The organism is Nocardiopsis sp. CC223A (assembly GCF_030766825.1).
Lineage (GTDB): Bacteria > Actinomycetota > Actinomycetes > Streptosporangiales > Streptosporangiaceae > Nocardiopsis.
Window position 1 is genome coordinate 15,982 of the sequence record NZ_JASFDV010000010.1, and the last position, 16,669, is coordinate 32,650.

A 16,669-nucleotide genomic window follows, 5' to 3' on the forward strand; every position below is an offset into this window, starting at 1 on the left:
TTCGGGGGCCGATACGGAATCGGTACGGACGTAACACGGTCGTGAGACGGCGTTTCATCGGTGCGCCCTCAAGGTCAGGCGTGGCCGTCCTCGTCGATGCCGCGGGCCACCAGGGCCTCCCCCGTGGCCTCGGCCATCCGGAACAGCTGGACGATGAGCGGGGTCACCAGCAGGTACGGGCGCCCCGACAGGCCCCGGGCCCGGTACCCCTCGACGGCCGCGCGCCAGGCCGCGGCGACCATGGGGATGGAGCGGATCGTCAGCGCCAGCACCAGGGCCACGCGCTCGGGTGACACGCCGAACCGGGCCAGCGGCCGGGCCAGGCGCTCGAACAGGTCGAGCATCTCGCGGACCCGGGTGGTGAGGGTGACCGCGTTGGCCAGCACCACCAGCCCCAGCAGCTGGGAGCACAGCCGGACCGCGGTCAGGGGGTCGCCGAAGACCGCCTGGAACAGGCCGATCGCCAGGAGGAACGGCCACAGCCCGCGCAGCACCCCGAGGACCCGCCCGAAGGGCAGGCCCACCGCGGGGTACAGCAGGACCGCTCCGGCCAGGAGCCCCAGCGACACCCACGGGTGGGCCAGGACGATGACCGCGACGCAGACGGCGAGCAGGCCGGCGAGCTTGGTGCCCGCGCTCAACCGGTACATCGGGCCCTCGCCGGGGATGTAGAGGCCGAGTGTGTTCACCGGTCGTCCATGAGCCGGTCGTCCATGAGCCCGGTGTAGTGGTCGACGGCGTCGGCGGGCAGGCCGTCGAACACGATCCGGCCGTCGTCGACCACCAGGACCCGGTCGAAGGCGCCGAGCAGGTCGAGGTCGTGGGTGAACAGGACGACCTGCTGCTCCAGGGTGTCGAGCACCCGGTGGACCATGCGGGTGTTGCGCAGGTCGAGCAGGGTGGTGGGCTCGTCGCAGACGAGGATCTCCGGTTCGGTGGCCAGCACCGAGGCCAGGGCCAGCAGCTGCTTCTGACCGCCGGAGAGCAGGTGGCCGGGGTGGTCGCGGTGCCCGGCCAGTCCGTAGCGCTCCAGCAGGGCGTCGACCCGCCGGGCCGTCTCCTCGCGTCCCAGCCTGCGGGAGCGCAACCCGATCTCCACGTCCTCGGCGACCGTGGGCATGATGATCTGGTTGGCGGCGTCGGAGAAGACGAACCCGACCCGGCGGCGGATGTGCTTGGCGTGGCGCCGGGTGTCCCACTCCCCCAGCGTCACCCGGCCGGCGTCGGGGACGACCAGGCCGTTGAGGGTGCGGGCGAGCGTGGACTTGCCCGATCCGTTCGCCCCGATCACGCCGATGCGGTGCTCGGCGAGGTCCAGGGTGACGTCGCGCAGCACCGGCCGCGCTTCGTAGGCGTGGGAGACACCCTCCAGTCGGAGCATCAGGCGTCCCCGCCGCCGGCCGCCCCGTCCCCGGTCTCCTCGATCACCGGGCGCCCGGCGGGCGGGATCGGGTAGGCGCGGTAGACGGCGGCGGCGATGAGGGAGGCGATGACGGCCTTGGCCAGGTCGCCGGGCAGGTAGGCGACCATGGCCACCAGCGCGGCCAGGTGGTCGTTGCCCATGGCGACGCCCAGCCAGGGGACGCCGATGGCGTAGACGACGAGGATGCCGCCCAGGACGTTGACGGCCAGGCCCGCCCAGAACCGGTACCGGCCGCCGCGGACCATGAGGTCGGTGAGGAACCCGATGACCAGGGCGGCGGGGATCCAGCTGATGATGAACCCGGCGGAGGGCCCGGCCAGGACGCCCAGGCCGCCGGCGCCGCCCGCGAACAGGGGCAGGCCCGCCAGGCCCAGGGCGAGGAAGACCGCGACGGCGAGGGTGCCGCGCTTCCATCCCAGCAGGGAGGGGGCCAGCATGATGCCCAGGGTCTGGAGCGTGATCGGCACCGGGGACAGCGGGATGGTGATCTGGCCGGAGATGCTGAGCACGGCGATGAACGCGGCGAACACGGCGATGAGCGCCAGGTCGCGTGCGGTCAATCCCTTGTAGCGGATGCCGGTGGTCCGGGTCGTGGGCATGGACTTCCCCTCGGAAGGCTGAACGGGAGTGGAACAGCACCCATTGTCCGTTATCGGGGGTTGTCGGCGGGATGGCGGGGGTGTACAGAACCGGCCCGGTGGGAATTGTCGACCTCCGCCTGAGACGCACCTCACACCGCGCCCCTCGCGGGGGTCGGCGCTCAGGGGCGGTCGCAGGTGCGGCGGATGCGGTTGATGGGGACCGGCAGGACGCAGACGGGGACGGGGATCTCCAGGCGGTGGCCGGTGTCGGCGGGGATCCCGGTGTCGGGGTCGATGCGCAGCGAGCGGAGCTCGTCGCCGTTCTGGGCGGCGACGACCAGGTGGTCGGGCTCGTCGCGGTGGCCGCGGATGACCGCGAAGTGGCGGGGCCAGTCGCCGACCGGGGTGTCGGCCAGGTGCTCCAGGCGGGCGCCCTCGTCGCGGACCGCGAAGGTGGAGACGACGTTCGCGCCCCGGTTGGACACGTACACCCGCCCCTCGTAGGTGGTGGTCATCGGCAGGGCGTCGCCGTCGGCGATGTCGCGGCCGTCGACCTTGAGGCGGTGCAGGGCGATCTCCGCCGGGAAGTTCGCGTCGTGCAGGCCGCCCAGGGAGGGCACCGAGCCCAGGTGCTCGCCGGTGCCGCGGCGCGGGTTCCAGCGCACCACGTGCACCCGGGAGTCGAGTTCCCCGGCGACGTAGACGTGGTCGCCGTTGACGGCCATGTGGCGGGGGCCGGTGCCGGCGGGCAGCTTCACCGTGCCGAACAGGCCCTCCTCGGGGTGGGCGGGCTCCTCGTCCTGGACCGGCACCGCGTACTGGTGGACGCGCAGCTCGTCGGTGCCCAGGTCGGCGGCGAGCAGGTAGCGCAGGCGGCGCTCGTGGGAGTTCATGACCACGGCGGTGCTGTGCGCGTGCGGGCCCTCCTGGCGGTCGGTGACCGGGCCGCGGCCGCGATGGGGGAGTTCGCGGTGGGCGGGGGCCGGTGCCCCGTCGGGGCCGGTGGGCACGAAGGCGAGCACCCCGTCGGCGTAGTTGGCGACGGCCACCTGCTCGGGACCCAGGTAGCGGACGTGGCAGGGCGACCCGCCGCCGGTGGGGACCTCGCCGAGTTCGGCGAGGTCGGCGTTCCCGTCGACGCGGAAGGCCGTCAGGGTGCCCTTGGCGCGTTCGTTGACCGCGTAGACGGTCGGGGGCTCGGGGCGGTAGGCCAGGAACGAGGGGCCTGGGGTGGCCGCCGCGACACCCTGGTCGAAGAGTTCGCCCGTCACCGGGTCGAAGCCGACCCGGTGGATTCCCCGGCCCGCTCCCGGCGGGTCGGAGTCCGGGGTGTAGGTGCCCACCAGCAGGAGCCGTCGTCCGCTTGCCCAGTCGCCCACCGGGACCTCGTTTCCTCACGCGCCTGCACGAACCGTGGCCTGCGCCACCGCCGCATGCTACCGCTCCGCGCCACCTGGCGGGAGAAGCGGGGCGGAACCCGGCGGCGGGTTCCGTCCCGTAGCGGATCTGTTACAGTCCTCCCCAAAAGGCTACAGAAGCAACAAAGAACACTGGCACCCCACACGTCGGTTCGCTTCCCTCGGGCCCCAGGTGGAACACCTCCGGGCTCGCGGCCGGACACGTGGCCCCGGGCCCGCGCGAGACCGCGCCGCACCCGCCGAGAGACGCCGGTGCAGACCCCTCCGACCCCGGTGACCGTGGGCGCGCACCGCCTCGTGCGCTCACCCGCTGTGGTTCCCCGCTCACCCGAACCTTGGACCGTCCTTGACCCTTCGCCGTATATCCGAAGTGCCGCTCCCCGATCGGGAGACCATCGAACTGGTCCGCCTCTCGGCCGTCGACGTCCCCGAGGGCTCGGCCCGTCTGGCCCGGAGCTTCTACGAGAACCTCTTCGCGATGGTGCCCGCCGTGCGCGGCATGTTCGCCGACGACATCAGGCCGCAGCAGCAGCGGATGGCCGACGCGCTCCTGTCCGTGGTCCGCCACCTGGACGACCCCGACGATGTGGCCCACCGGCTCCGGCGCCTGGGCCGTCAGCACCACCGGGAGCTGGGCGTGCTGCCCGACCACTACCCGTACGTCGGGCGCGCCCTGGTCCGCGCCGTCAGTGAGGTCTCGCCCACCTGGACCTCCTCCATGAGCTCGGCCTGGGTGCTGGTCTACCAGTGGATCACCGCCCAGATGATCGCCGGAGCAGAAGGCGACGGCTCCCCCGACACCCCGCCCCGTGCCCGGAGCCGGGTCGAGGACCGGACCCCGGGCGGGCCCCGGCACCAGGTCCCGGGCCGGGCGCCGGCCGGCACCCCGGGTCGGCGCGCCCGCTGATGGGAGCGCTCCCCCCGGTCCCCACCGAACGCACGCACACCGTCGAAAGCCCGGTTCCATGACACAGACCAGCCACACCCCCGCGACCGGTACCGAGGGCGAACGGTACGTCCAGCAGGTCATGGGGACGTCCGATCGCGCGGCGCGCTTCTACCGCGACCAGATGCTGGACCACCTCAACACCGAGATGCGGGCCTTCATCGCCCGCCAGGAGATGCTCTTCATCGCCACGGCCGACGACCGGGGCGAGTGCGACTCCAGTTTCCGGGCCGGACCCCCCGGGTTCGTGCACGTCATCGACGACCGCACCCTGGCCTTCCCCGAGTACCGCGGCAACGGCGTGTTCGCCAGCGCGGGCAACATCGCCCAGAACCCGCACATCGGACTGATGTTCCTCGACTTCCAGCACGACCGGATCGGCCTGCACGTGAACGGGCGGGTGAAGATCATGGAGGACGACCGCCTGCGGGCGCACGTGCGGGACCTGCCCCTGCCGCAGGTCCCGGGCCAGCGGGCGCAGATGTGGCTGCTGGTGCAGGTCGAGGAGGCCTACATCCACTGCCGCAAGCACATCCCCCACCTGCGCAAGGTCGGACCCGAGGAGGACTGGGGCACCGACGACACCCTGCGCAAGGGCGGGGACTTCTTCGGGGCCAAGAAGGACAACGACACCCGGTACGGCGGGGACGTCCTCGGGGACTGACGGTCCGCCCGGCGGGGGCCGCGACGCGCGGTCCCCGCCGGGCGGCCCTGACCGCCTCCACGGCCTTCATGATCCGCTCGTCGGACACCGGATAGGCGGTGCGGATGGCCCCCTGCGCGAACAGGCTCACCCGGTACTCCTCCAGCATCCAGCGCAACTCGGTGACATCGGGGTCAACGGCCATGCACGGCCCCCGCCGGGCGGCGGCTACCGCCCGGCGGCCCTGACCGCCTCCACGGCCTTCATGATCCGCTTGTCGGACACCGGATAGGCGGTGCGGATGGCCCCCTGCGCGAACAGGCTCACCCGGTACTCCTCCAGCATCCAGCGCAACTCGGTGACATCGGGGTCGGCGGCCCGGCCGGGCTTGAGCGCACCGGTGGCCCCGGCCACGGCCTGGCGCATCTGCTCGACCTTGGACATGCCGATCTGGTCGCGGCGCGGGTTCTCCGGCAGCTTCTCCAGCCGGTACTCGACCCCGCGGAGGTAGCGGTGCAGGTCGTCCAGGCGCGTCACCCCGGTGGCGGCGATGAACCCGTCGCCGACCAGCGAGCCCAGCTGGCCCTGGACGTCGTTGAGCGAGGGCAGCACCGCCAGCGACGTGGTGCCCTTGACCTTCTTGGTCACCTTGCGCCACAGCACCAGGACCCGGGCCGCCCTGGGCAGGATCTCGGCGACGGTGTCCCCCAGGTCGGCGCGGATGCGCTCGGCCAGGGCGGCGAAGTCGTCGCCGTTCCACACCGGCCCGCCCTCACGGGCGAGCAGGTGGTCGACGGCGGCCGCCTCGGCGTCCGCGAGGAGCCTCTTGACGGACCCGTACGGGCTGTCGGCCAGCGCCAGCTTGTCGGGGTTGTTGAGCCCCTTGCTCACCACGGCGGCCGGGGAGGGCAGGTTGAGCAGCAGGAGCCGCCGGGTGCCCAGGCGCATGGCGGCGCGCTGCTCGGCCTCGGTGTCGAAGATGCGCACGGCGACGCTGTCGCCCTCGTCGACCAGCGCCGGATACCCCTTGACCTTGGGCCCCAGCGCCTTGCGCTCCAGGGTGCGCTCCAGCGGGCCGAAGTCCCAGCCGGTCAGCCCCTTCTTCTCCACGCCCTTGGCCTCGGCGGAGATGGCCTCGCGCAGGCGCGGCTTGAGCTTGGCGCGGAGCCGCTCCAGGTCCTTGTCCTCGGCCAGGGCGCGCTGCCGGTCGTCCACCGCGCGGAAGGTGATGCGCAGGTGGTCGGGCACCCGGCCCAGGTCGAAGGCGTCGGCCCCGATCCGCTCCCCCGACATGCGGGTCAGCTCGGCGGCCAGCGCCGCGGTGAGCCTCCCCTCGTAGGGGGTGAGTCCGCCCAGGGCGCGGTCGGCGTTGTCGGGGACGGGGACGAAGTTGCGGCGCAGCGGCTTGGGCAGGGACCGGATGAGCGCGGTGACCAGCTCGGCGCGCAGGCCCGGGATCTGCCAGTCGAAGCCGTCGGCCTCCACCTGGTTGAGGACCTTGAGCGGGATGTGCGCGGTGACGCCGTCGGAGTCGCTGCCCGGCTCGAACTGGTAGGTGAGCGGGAAGACCAGCGCCCCCTGCCGCCAGGTGTCGGGGTAGTCGTCCTCGCTGATGGCGGCGACCCCGTCGTTGATGAGGTCCTCGCGGGTGAAGTCGAGGAGCTCCGGCTGCTCGTGCCGGGTCTTCTTCCACCAGGCGTCGAAGTGGGCGGCCGAGACGACGTCCGCGGGGACGCGCGCGTCGTAGAACCGGAACAGGGTCTCGTCGTCCACCACGATGTCGCGGCGGCGGGCCCGGTGCTCCAGGTCCTCGACCTCGTCCAGCAGGGCGCGGTTGTCGCGGAAGAAGTGGTGGCGGGTGTCCCAGTCGCCCTCCACCAGGGCGCGGCGGATGAACAGGTCCCGGGACATCTCCGGGTCGATCCTCCCGTAGGACACCTTGCGCTGCACGACGATGGGCACCCCGTAGAGGGTGACCCGCTCGTAGGCCATGACGGCGCCGCGCTTGCGCTCCCAGTGGGGTTCGCTGTAGGTGCGCTTGACGATGTCCCCGGCCAGTTCCTCGGCCCACTCCGGCTCGATGCGGGCGACCATGCGCCCCCACAGCTTGGAGGTCTCGACCAGTTCGCCGGCCATGACGAAGCGGGGCTGCTTCTTGAACAGCGCCGAACCGGGGAAGATCGCGAACCGGGCGCCGCGGCCGCCGAGGTACTCGTGCTTCTCGGGGTCCTTGAGGCCGACGTGGGACAGCAGCCCGGACAGCAGGGACATGTGGACGGCGCGCGGGTCGGCGGCCTCGGGGCGCAGCGGCGGCACCTCCACGTCCATCTGCCGCAGCACCTGCTTGAGCTGGCCGTGGATGTCCTGCCACTCGCGCACGCGCAGGTAGTTGAGGAACTCCTCGCGGCACATGCGGCGGAACTGGTTGCCCGACAGCTCCTTCTGCTTGTCGCGCAGGTGGTTCCACAGGTTCAGGTAGGCGAGGAAGTCCGATTCCTTGTCGGTGAACCGGGCGTGCATCTGCTGGGCCTGCTGCTGTTTGTCCGTGGGGCGTTCGCGCGGGTCCTGGATGGACAGCGCGGACGTGATGACCAGGACCTCGGCCAGGCAGTCGCGGTTCTCGGCCTCCAGGATCATGCGGCCCAGGCGCGGGTCGACCGGCAGCTGCGCCAGTCGGCGGCCCATCGTGGTGAGGCGGCGCTTGGCACCGGAGGGGTCCGGGTGCAGGGCGCCCAGCTCGGTGAGGAGGTTGACGCCGTCCTTGATCTGGCGGTGGTCGGGGCCGTCCACGAACGGGAAGGCGGCGACGTCGCCCAGGCCCAGGGCGGCCATCTGGAGGATGACCGAGGCGAGGTTGGTGCGCAGGATCTCGGGGTCGGTGTACTCGGGGCGGGACAGGAAGTCCTCTTCGGAGTACAGCCGGATGCAGATGCCCTCGGAGACGCGGCCGGAGCGGCCCTTGCGCTGGTTGGCGGAGGCCTGGGAGATGGCCTCGATGGGCAGGCGCTGCACCTTGGTGCGGTGGGAGTAGCGGGAGATGCGCGCGGTGCCCGGGTCGATGACGTACTTGATGCCGGGGACGGTCAGGGAGGTCTCGGCGACGTTGGTGGCCAGGACGATGCGGCGGCCGGTGTGGGAGGACCACACCCGTTTCTGCTCGGCGACCGAGAGTCGGGCGTACAGCGGCAGGATCTCGGTGTTGCGGAGCTTCTGTTTCTCCAGGGCCTCGGCGGTGTCGCGGATCTCGCGCTCGCCGCTGAGGAAGACCAGGACGTCGCCGGGGTCCTCGCGGGAGAGCTCGTCGACGGCGTCGAGGATGGCCTGGGTCTGGTCGCGGTCGGTCCTTCCTCCGGGATTCCTCTCCTCGGGGTCGAGGATGTCCTCGGAGATGGGCCGGTAGCGGACCTCGACCGGGTAGGTGCGGCCGGACACCTCGACGATGGGGGCGTCGTCGAAGTGGCGGGAGAAACGCTCGGGGTCGATGGTCGCCGAGGTGATGACGACCTTCAGGTCCGGGCGCTTGGGCAGCAGCTGCTTGAGATAGCCCAGCAGGAAGTCGACGTTGAGGCTGCGCTCGTGGGCCTCGTCGATGATGAGCGTGTCGTAGGCGCGCAGCATCCGGTCGTGCTGGATCTCGGCCAGCAGGATGCCGTCGGTCATCAGCTTGACGAGGGTGTCCTCGCCGGAGGTGTCGGTGAAGCGCACCTTGTAGCCGACGGTGGCGCCCAGCGGGGTGCCGACCTCCTCGGCGATGCGCTCGGCGACGGTGCGGGCGGCCAGCCGGCGGGGCTGGGTGTGGCCGATGGTGCCCATGACACCGCGGCCCAGCTCCAGGCAGATCTTGGGCAGCTGGGTGGTCTTGCCCGAACCGGTCTCGCCCGCGACGATGACGACCTGGTTGTCGCGGATGGCCGCGGCGATGTCGTCGCGGCGGGCGCTGACCGGCAGCGACTCGGGGAAGGTCAGCTCCGGAACGGCCTCCCGGCGCAGTTCCACGCGCAGGCGCGCCTCGTCGACGTCCCTGGCGATCTGGGTCAGGACCGAGGCGCGGCGGCGCTCGTCGCGCATCTTGGCGAGTCCGTCGATGCGGCGGCGCAGCCGGTGCCGGTCCGCGGGCATGAGGTCGCGGAGCCGGGAACGGAGATGGTCCGCGGCGGGCGCGGGCGTGGTGGTGCTCATCAATAGTCAAGGGTAGGAGGGGCGGCAACCGGTTTTTCCGGCGGCCGCACGGAAACGGGTGTGAGCGGGGGTCGTCCCGGCCCATCGGCTCAACGCCGGAGCGGCCGGGGTTGTTCCGGGCCATGTCGCACAACGGCCCCGGTCTGTACCGGTGCAAGGCCTAGCATGGGGAGATGCACCACGACACACGTACCGTGCTGTTGGCCTCGGCCACCGCCCTGCTGGACGGCGGCGGCGTCGAGGCGGTGACACTCCGGGAGGTCGGTCGCCTGAGCGGAGTGTCCCACATGGCCCCCTACAAACACTTCCAGGACAAAGAGTCCCTGCTGGCGGTGATCGCCGGCCGGGAGCTGGACCGGTTGGCGGACCTGATCGACCGCACCGCCGACACCCCCCACGACCCCTGCGGAACGCTCCGGTCCGTCCTGCACTCCTACGTCTCGTGGGCGCTGGGACACCCGGTGCGGTTCCGGCTGATCTACGGCGGGCCGTGGACCTGCCCCCGGCCCGAGTTGGAGAAGGCCGCCGAGCGCACGGCCGCGCTGATGTCGGACGTGGTGCGCCGGTGCCAGAACAGCGGCGGGCTGCCCGACCGCGACCCCCAACGGTGCACCTGCCTGCTGCTGGCCGCGGTGCACGGCGCCGTCCAGCTGCAACTGGCCGGTCACCTCACCTCCGGGACCGACCCGGACGCCATCGTCGACGACCTGCTGGACCTGCTGCGCTCCACCCGCTAGGGAGCGCAGCCGGCCCGGTCACCCTGTCAGAATCCGGCCCCCGTCGGGAACACCGTGAACGTTCCCGCCGGGGGCCTTCGCGTTCATCATCGAGGTATGGACACGCTCTCAGACCTGGCCCCCTTCGTCGCCCGCGTCGCGGACGTGGAGCTGGAACCCGAACCCCTGGCCCCGGAGCAGATCGCGGCGGGCGACCCACGCGTCTCCTCCCGCACCCTGTGGGAGTCGGCCGACGGCTCCCAGAGCCGCGGCATCTGGCAGATCACCCCGGGCACGGTCACCGACACCGAGGCCGACGAGGTGTTCGTGGTGCTGAGCGGGCGCGCCACCGTGGAGGTGGAGGGCGGCCCGGTCCTGGAGGTCGGCCCGGGGGACGTGTGCCTGCTGCGCGCGGGCGACCGGACCCGCTGGACGGTGCACGAGACCCTGCGCAAGGTCTACCACGTCACGGGGGTGTGAGCCGGGCCCCCGCCGCACCTGCGGCGGGGGCCCGGCGGTCACAGGCCGCGGGCGGCGAGGTGCTCGTGGAAGAGTGCGCCGACGACGTCGACGTGCCCTTCCAGCATGGTGAAGTGGTCGCCGGGGACGTGCAGGACCTCGTGCCCGACCGTCCAGGTGAACGGGGCGAGCGGGCGGCCGTCCCGGTCGACGGTGGGCTGCTCCGGGCGTAGCTGGAGTACCGGGGTCGTCACCGGCTCGGGCCGCCAGCCCTGGAACAGCCGCAGGTAGGCGCCCATGGCGGTGAGTCGGACGTCGTCCATGATGCCGATCATCTCCGCGCGTTCCACCACGCCCGTCTCGATGGTGGGCAGGCCCGACACGTCCAGGTCCGCGGGGTCGGGGGTGTCCATCAGGGCGGTGAGCACCGGCACCGGGGCCTTTCCCCGGGGCTTCCCCCGGAAAACGCCCCGGCGGCCCCTCCCCCGGGTCCGGAGGGCCTCCAGGCGGCGCACCACCTCGTGGGCGACCCAGCCGCCGGAGGAGCGGCTGACCAGGATGTAGGGGTCGTCGCCCGCACAGGCGGCGACGGCGTCGGCCAGTACCTCCGCGACGGCGTCGATGCTCTCCGGGAGCGGTTCGCCCTCGCCGAACCCGGGCTGGGCGATGACGTCCACCCGGCGGTGGCCGCGGATGTGCCCGGCGAACCGCGCGAACTCCTGGACCCCGGACACCATGAGGATCGACGGCAGGCAGATGAGCCGGGTGGCCTCTCCTTCGCGCGACAGCCGGACCGGGACGCGGGGCGGCCCGTCGGCGGTGCCGGTGAAGGTGGGCCGCGTCCGGGAGGCGGACCACAGCAGGTCGAGGCCGTCGCCGATGCGCCGCCTGCGGCAGGCGTCCACGAACAGGTCGACCAGCCCGTCGGCGGCGGGGCGCTCGTCCTCGCGGGCCGGAGCCTCCTCGACGGTGATCTCGGCCGCCAGGTGGGCGGCCAGGGCGCTCGGGGTGGGGTGGGCGAAGGCCAGTCCGGCGGGCAGTCGCAGGCCGGTGGCCGCGGCGAGCCGGTTGCGCAGTTCCACGGCGGTGAGCGAGTCGAAGCCCAACTCCAGGAACGGGGTGTCGGCGCCGACCTCGGAGCCGCCGGTGTGCCCCAGCACCTCGGCGGTCATCGCCAGCACGTGGGTGAGGGCGGTCTTCGGGCGCTGCCCGGCGGGGGTGCGGGCCAGGGCGGCGCGCAGGTCGGCGGTGTCCGCTCCCGCGCTCCCGGCCCGGCGGCGCGGCGGCCGCACCAGCCCGGAGAGCATCGTGGAGACCGTCCCGGTGCGGGCCGCCCGGGCCCGGGCACCGGCCAGGTCCAGGGGCACGGGCAGCAGGTGGGGGCGGCCGGTGGCCAGGGCCGCGTCGAAGAGGGCGAGCCCGTGGCCGGTGGCCATCGGTCCGGCCAGCCCCAGCCGGGCGTAGCGGCCGATGTCGCTGTCGTCCAGGCGGGTGGTGCCGCCGCCGCGCCGGGCCCACATGCCCCAGGACAGGGACACCGCGTGCAGGCCGCGGGCACGCCGACGGTGGGCGATCGTGTCGGTGTAGGCGTTGGCGGCGCTGTAGTGGGCCTGGCCGGGGCTGCCCAGGGTGCCGGCCGCGGAGGAGAAGAGCACGAACGCGGCCGTGTCGGGGAGCAGTTCGTCCAGGTGGTGGACGGCGTCGACCTTGGGACGCAGCACCCGGTCGACGGCTTCGGGGGTGACCGAGGTGAGCAGGGCGTCGTCCAGGGCGGCGGCGACGTGGACGACAGCGGTGATGTCGTGTCCGGACAGCAGTGCGGCCAGCCGGTCGCGGTCGGCGGCGTCACAGGCGGCCAGGACGGCGTTGGCGCCGCGGTCGGCCAGATCGGCTTCGAGTTCGGCGGCGCCCTTGGCGTCGCGGCCGCTGCGGCTGACCAGAAGCAGGTCGCGCACCCCGTACCGGTACACCAGGTGGCGGGCGACCTCCCCGCCCAGGGTGCCGGTGGCCCCGGTGACCAGGACGGTGCCCGATCCCAGCCGGAGGGGCCCGCCGGTGCGTTCGGTGCGGGCCAGGCGGGGCGACAGCGCCCGCCCGGCGCGGATCGCGGTCTGCTCGCCGCCGCCGGTCAGCGCGGCGACCAGGACGGGGGTGCTGCGGCCGGGGTCGTCGGTGTCCACGATGGCGAACCGGCCGGGGTGCTCCTGGGCGGCGGCGCGCACCAGTCCCCACAGGGGGGCGTGGACCGTGTCGGGGACGTCCTCCCCGTCGGCGGCGGCCACGGCCCGGTGGGTGAGCACGACCTGGCGGGCGTTCTCGGTGCGGGGGTCGGCCAGCAGCCGCTGCACGGTGGCGACGGTGTCCTTGACGGCGGTGCGCACGTCCGCGGGTCCGGGGTCGGCAGGGGGCACCAGCCGGGCCAGGAGAACGTGGTCGGGGGCGGGCGCCCCGGTGTCGAGTGCGGACAGCAGGGTGTCCGCGTCGGGGTGGGCACGGACGGTGTGCCCGGCGGCGGTGAGCGCCGAGGCGGTGTCGAACAGGTCCTCTCCGAGCACGGCCCACACCTGCCGGTCGGCGGAGGGCGCCGCGGGGGCGGCTCCCCAGGCGATGTGGAAGAGGTCGTCCGCGCCCGTCGCGGCCGCGGTGGCGACGGGCGCGGGGGCGCGCAGGACCAGGGAGTCGACGGTGGCGACGGGCGCCCCGGCGGAGTCGGCGAGCAGCATCGCCACCTCGTCGGTCCCGGTGGGCCGCATATGGACGCGCAGTCCGGTGGCTCCGACGGCGTGCAGGGTGACACCGCTCCAGGTGAAGGGGAGCCGCACCCCGTCGCGGGGCATCCAGGGGGCGCAGCCGATGGCGTGCTGGGCGGCGTCGGCCAGGGCGGGGTGCAGCCCGAACCGGGCGGCGTCGGCGTGCTGGGCGGCGGGCAGCTCGATCTCGGCCCACACCTCGTCACCGCGGGTCCAGGCGGCGGTCAGTCCGCGGAAGGCGGGCCCGTAGGCGTAGCCGACGGCCTCCAGGCCGGGATAGAGGTCGGCGGTGTCGACGGGTTCGGCCCCCGGGGGCGGCCAGACGGTGAGGTCGCCCGCGGCGGTGGCGGGTTCGGGGGCCAGGGTCCCGGCGGCGTGCCGGGTCCAGGGGCGCTCCCCCAGGTCGGGGGCACCGGGGTCGCCCGCAGGGCGGGCGTGCACGCTGATCGCACGGTGTCCGTCGGCGTCGGCGGCCTCAACGGTGACCTGCACCTGGACCGCGCCGGTCTCGGACAGGGCCAGGGGCGCCTGGACGATGAGCTCGGCGACGTGGGGGACACCGAGCCGGTCCCCGGCGGTGAGGGCGAGGTCGAGGAAGGCGGTGCCGGGCAGCAGCACGGTGTCGCCCGCGGCGTGGTCGGCCAGCCAGGGCTGGGCGGTGCGGGAGAGCCGCCCGGTGAACAGGACCGTGCCGGTGTCGGCGAGCGGCAGGGCGGCGCCGAGCAGCGGGTGCTCCTCGGTCTCCAGCCCGGCGGCGGACACGTCGCCGCGGGTACCGGTGCCGGTCATCCACAGCCGGCGGTGCTGGAAGGCGTAGGAGGGCAGGTCGACGGTCCGGGCGCCCTCGCCGAACACGGTCGTCCAGTCGGGGGCGGCGCCGTGCGCGAACGCCTCGGCCAGAGCGGTGCGCAGCCGTTCCGTGCCGCCCTCGCCGCGGCGCAGGGTGCCCTGGGCGGAGGCGTTCGCTCCGGTGTCGGCGATGGTCTCGGTGATCGGGATGGTGAGCACCGGATGGGCGCTGACCTCGATGAACCGGGTGTGCCCGGCGGCGAGGAGGGCCTCGGTGGCCTGTTGGAAGCGCACCGTGCCGCTCAGGCCCGCGTACCAGTGCCCGGCGTCGGCGGGCCGGTCCAGGAGACCGCCGGTGACCGGTGTGTACAGGGGGATGCCGGGGGTTCCGGGGGCCAGGTGCGCCAGCCCGCCGAGGAGTTCGTCGCGGACCGCCTCGGTGTGCGGTGTGTGGGAGATGAGGGAGTCCGCGAACAGGCGGGCGTGCACGCCCCGGGCCGCGCAGTCCTCCATGAGTCGGCCGATCTCGTCGCGGTCCCCGGCCACGACGGTGGTCCCGGGGCTGTTGACCACGGCGATGTGCAGGTCGGCGGCGTCGGCCAGGTGCGGTTCGAGGTCGGCGGCACCCTGCGATACCACGGCCATGGCGACGTCACCGGTGAGGCGCCCCAGCGCCCGGCTGCGCACGGCGATGACCTCGGCGGACTGTTCGAGGGTGAGGGCGCCGGCGATGTACGCGGCGGCGACCTCGCCCTGGGAGTGGCCGACGACGGCGTCGGGGTGGACACCGTGGGCGCGCCACAGGGCGGTGAGGCCGATCATGACCGCCCACAGCAGCTGGGGGACGATGTCGGCGCGGTCGGGCGGGGGCGCGCCGGGGCGGCCGAGGAGGACGTCGGTGAGCCGCCAGTCGTTGTGCGGGGCCAGTGCGCGTTCGCAGTCGGCGATGCGGTCGGCGAACACGGACGACTCGGCGAGCAGGGCGCGGGCCATGCCCTCCCACTGGGACCCCTGGCCGGGGTAGACGAACACGGTGCGGCCCTCGCGGGCGCGGCCGCGGGCGATGCCGGGTGCGCGGACGGCCCCGTCGGTCTCGGGGGCCCTGGAGATCAGCGTGTCCAGGCGGGACAGCAGGGTGGGCAGGTCGGCGCCGACGACGGCGGCGCGGTGGGCGTGCGCGGTGCGGGCGGCGGCCAGGGTCCACCCGATGTCGGCCGGATCCGCGTCGGGACGGGCGGTGACGTGGTCGCGCAGGCGGCGGGCCTGGTCGGCGAGGGCGTCGGCGGTGTGTCCGGACAGCACCCACGGTACGGGGACCCGGGTCGTGCCGGGGGCCGGTCCGGCGACCATGACGGTGCTCTCCCGGGCGGGCTCGGGCTCGGGCTCGGGTGCCTGTTCCAGGACCGCGTGGACGTTGGTGCCGCTGGCCCCGAACGCGGAGACCCCGGCGCGGCGCGGCCGCCCGGTGTCGGGCCAGGGCCGGGCCCCGGTGAGCAGCCGGACCCCGCCCGTCTCCCAGTCGACGTGCGGGGTGGGTTCGGAGACGTGCAGGGTGGACGGCAGTACCCCGTGGCGCAGCGCCTGGACGGTCTTGATCACCCCGGCCACCCCGGCGGCGGCGCCGGTGTGGCCGATGTTGGACTTGAGGGAGCCCAACCACAGGGGTTCGCCGGTGCGGTGGCGGCCGTAGGCGGCCATGAGCGCCCCGGCCTCGATGGGGTCGCCCAGCCGGGTGCCGGTGCCGTGCGCCTCGACCAGGTCCACGTCGGCGGGGGTCAGCCGGGCGTCGGCCAGGGCGGCGCGGATCACCCGCTCCTGGGCGGGGCCGCTGGGGGCGGTCAGTCCGCTGGAGGCACCGTCCTGGTTGACGGCGATCCCGCGCAGCAGGGCCAGGATGCGGCGGCCGTTGCGGCGGGCGTCGGACAGCCGCTCCAGGACGATCATGCCCGCGGCCTCCCCCCAGCCGGTACCGTCGGCGTCGGCGGAGAACGCCTTGCAGCGGCCGTCGGGGGACAGCACACCGTGCCCGTCGAAGGACACCCAGGAGGTGACCTCGGTGTACACCCCCGACCCTCCGGCCAGGGCCAGGGAGGACTCGCCCGAGCGTAGGGAGCGCACGGCCAGGGCGATGGCGGTCAGCGAGGACGAGCAGGCGGTGTCGACGGTGACGGCGGGGCCCTCCAGCCCCAGGGTGTAGGACAGCCGCCCGGCGGCGACGGCGGGCATGCCGCCGAGCAGCCGGTAGCCGACCAGGCCGGGCGGCGACTCCTGGACGGGCGGGCCGTAACCCTGGCCGACCAGGCCGACGAACACCCCGGCGGGGGTGGCGCGCAGGGAGCCGGGGACGATCCCGGCGTGTTCGAGGGCCTCCCAGGCGGTCTCCAGGACGAGTCGGTGCTGGGGGTCCATGGCCAGCGCCTCGCGGGGGTTGATCCCGAAGAAGGCCGGGTCGAAGTCCCCGGCGTCGGCGAGGAAGGAGGCCGAGCGGACGTACGTGGAACCGGGGGTGTCGGGGTCCGGCGACAGCAGCCGCTCCAGGTCCCAGCCGCGGTCCTCGGGGAAGGGGCCGAGGGTCTCGCGGCCCTCGGCCACCAGGTCCCAGAGGGCCTCGGGTCCGGCGGCGCCGGGGACGCGGCTGCCGATGCCGACGATCGCTATCGGCTCGTGGTCGCGCTCCTCCAGCTCTTCGGCCCGGGTACGGGCGTGGCGCAGGTCGACGGCCATCTTTTTGACCAGGTCGCGGAACTTGTCCTCATTCGTCATAC

At 73.7% G+C, this 16,669-nt stretch carries 10 protein-coding genes and 1 pseudogene; 4 read left to right on the top strand and 7 right to left on the bottom strand.

Annotated features, from left to right (window positions below):
- Window positions 1-74: 74 nt before the first annotated feature.
- The 4 genes from QJS33_RS05995 to QJS33_RS06010 form a co-directional block, all read right to left on the bottom strand.
- Window positions 75-689 carry an energy-coupling factor transporter transmembrane protein EcfT gene (locus QJS33_RS05995; protein WP_306366848.1) on the bottom strand — a complete coding sequence of 205 codons (615 nt, stop codon included), beginning with the start codon at window positions 687-689 and terminating at the stop codon, window positions 75-77.
- Entirely contained in the window at window positions 686-1,381 is a 696-nt protein-coding gene (locus QJS33_RS06000) for an energy-coupling factor ABC transporter ATP-binding protein (RefSeq protein WP_306366849.1), read from the bottom strand. Before QJS33_RS06000 ends, QJS33_RS05995 begins: the two co-directional genes overlap by 4 nt.
- The gene (locus tag QJS33_RS06005) at window positions 1,381-2,022 is read right to left on the bottom strand and encodes a biotin transporter BioY (RefSeq protein ID WP_306366850.1); all 642 of its coding nucleotides are present in this window, start codon (window positions 2,020-2,022) and stop codon (window positions 1,381-1,383) included. Before QJS33_RS06005 ends, QJS33_RS06000 begins: the two co-directional genes overlap by 1 nt.
- Window positions 2,023-2,183: 161 nt before the next feature.
- A complete protein-coding gene (locus QJS33_RS06010) occupies window positions 2,184-3,383 on the bottom strand; it encodes a lactonase family protein (RefSeq protein ID WP_306366851.1) in 1,200 nt (399 codons plus the stop codon).
- A gap of 385 nt (window positions 3,384-3,768) precedes the next feature.
- Here QJS33_RS06010 and QJS33_RS06015 point away from each other — a divergent pair, with 385 nt between their 5' ends.
- Window positions 3,769-4,329, top strand: a complete 561-nt coding sequence (locus QJS33_RS06015) for a globin domain-containing protein (protein ID WP_306366852.1) — start codon at window positions 3,769-3,771, stop codon at window positions 4,327-4,329.
- A gap of 58 nt (window positions 4,330-4,387) precedes the next feature.
- A complete protein-coding gene (locus QJS33_RS06020; RefSeq protein WP_306366853.1) occupies window positions 4,388-5,032 on the top strand; it encodes a pyridoxamine 5'-phosphate oxidase family protein in 645 nt (214 codons plus the stop codon).
- 34 nt (window positions 5,033-5,066) lie between these two features.
- Here QJS33_RS06020 and QJS33_RS31360 read toward each other — a convergent pair.
- Window positions 5,067-5,207 (bottom strand): annotated as a pseudogene (locus QJS33_RS31360) (DUF3418 domain-containing protein); the annotation flags it as partial.
- Between the two features lie 32 nt (window positions 5,208-5,239).
- Window positions 5,240-9,190 (bottom strand): ATP-dependent RNA helicase HrpA, encoded by a 3,951-nt coding sequence (hrpA, locus tag QJS33_RS06025; protein ID WP_306366854.1) that lies wholly within the window; start codon window positions 9,188-9,190, stop codon window positions 5,240-5,242.
- A 173-nt stretch (window positions 9,191-9,363) separates the two neighbouring features.
- Between hrpA and QJS33_RS06030 the strand changes: the two genes are divergently transcribed.
- Together QJS33_RS06030 and QJS33_RS06035 are read left to right on the top strand one after the other, a co-directional pair.
- Complete coding sequence (locus QJS33_RS06030) at window positions 9,364-9,927, top strand: TetR/AcrR family transcriptional regulator (RefSeq protein WP_306366855.1); 564 nt, start codon at window positions 9,364-9,366, stop codon at window positions 9,925-9,927.
- A 96-nt stretch (window positions 9,928-10,023) separates the two neighbouring features.
- Window positions 10,024-10,386 carry a cupin domain-containing protein gene (locus QJS33_RS06035; protein ID WP_306366856.1) on the top strand — a complete coding sequence of 121 codons (363 nt, stop codon included), beginning with the start codon at window positions 10,024-10,026 and terminating at the stop codon, window positions 10,384-10,386.
- Window positions 10,387-10,424: 38 nt separating this feature from the next.
- Here QJS33_RS06035 and QJS33_RS06040 read toward each other — a convergent pair whose 3' ends face one another.
- A complete protein-coding gene (locus QJS33_RS06040; protein WP_306366857.1) occupies window positions 10,425-16,667 on the bottom strand; it encodes a type I polyketide synthase in 6,243 nt (2,080 codons plus the stop codon).
- Window positions 16,668-16,669: the final 2 nt, after the last annotated feature.

Coding starts and splice junctions, on each gene's coding strand:
- QJS33_RS06000 (WP_306366849.1), bottom strand. CDS start 1,381: ATGCTCCGACTGGAGGGTGTCTCCCACGCCTACGAAGCGCGGCCGGTG.
- QJS33_RS06005 (WP_306366850.1), bottom strand. CDS start 2,022: ATGCCCACGACCCGGACCACCGGCATCCGCTACAAGGGATTGACCGCA.
- QJS33_RS06020 (WP_306366853.1), top strand. CDS start 4,388: ATGACACAGACCAGCCACACCCCCGCGACCGGTACCGAGGGCGAACGG.
- hrpA (WP_306366854.1), bottom strand. CDS start 9,190: ATGAGCACCACCACGCCCGCGCCCGCCGCGGACCATCTCCGTTCCCGG.
- QJS33_RS06030 (WP_306366855.1), top strand. CDS start 9,364: ATGCACCACGACACACGTACCGTGCTGTTGGCCTCGGCCACCGCCCTG.
- QJS33_RS06035 (WP_306366856.1), top strand. CDS start 10,024: ATGGACACGCTCTCAGACCTGGCCCCCTTCGTCGCCCGCGTCGCGGAC.
- QJS33_RS06040 (WP_306366857.1), bottom strand. CDS start 16,667: ATGACGAATGAGGACAAGTTCCGCGACCTGGTCAAAAAGATGGCCGTC.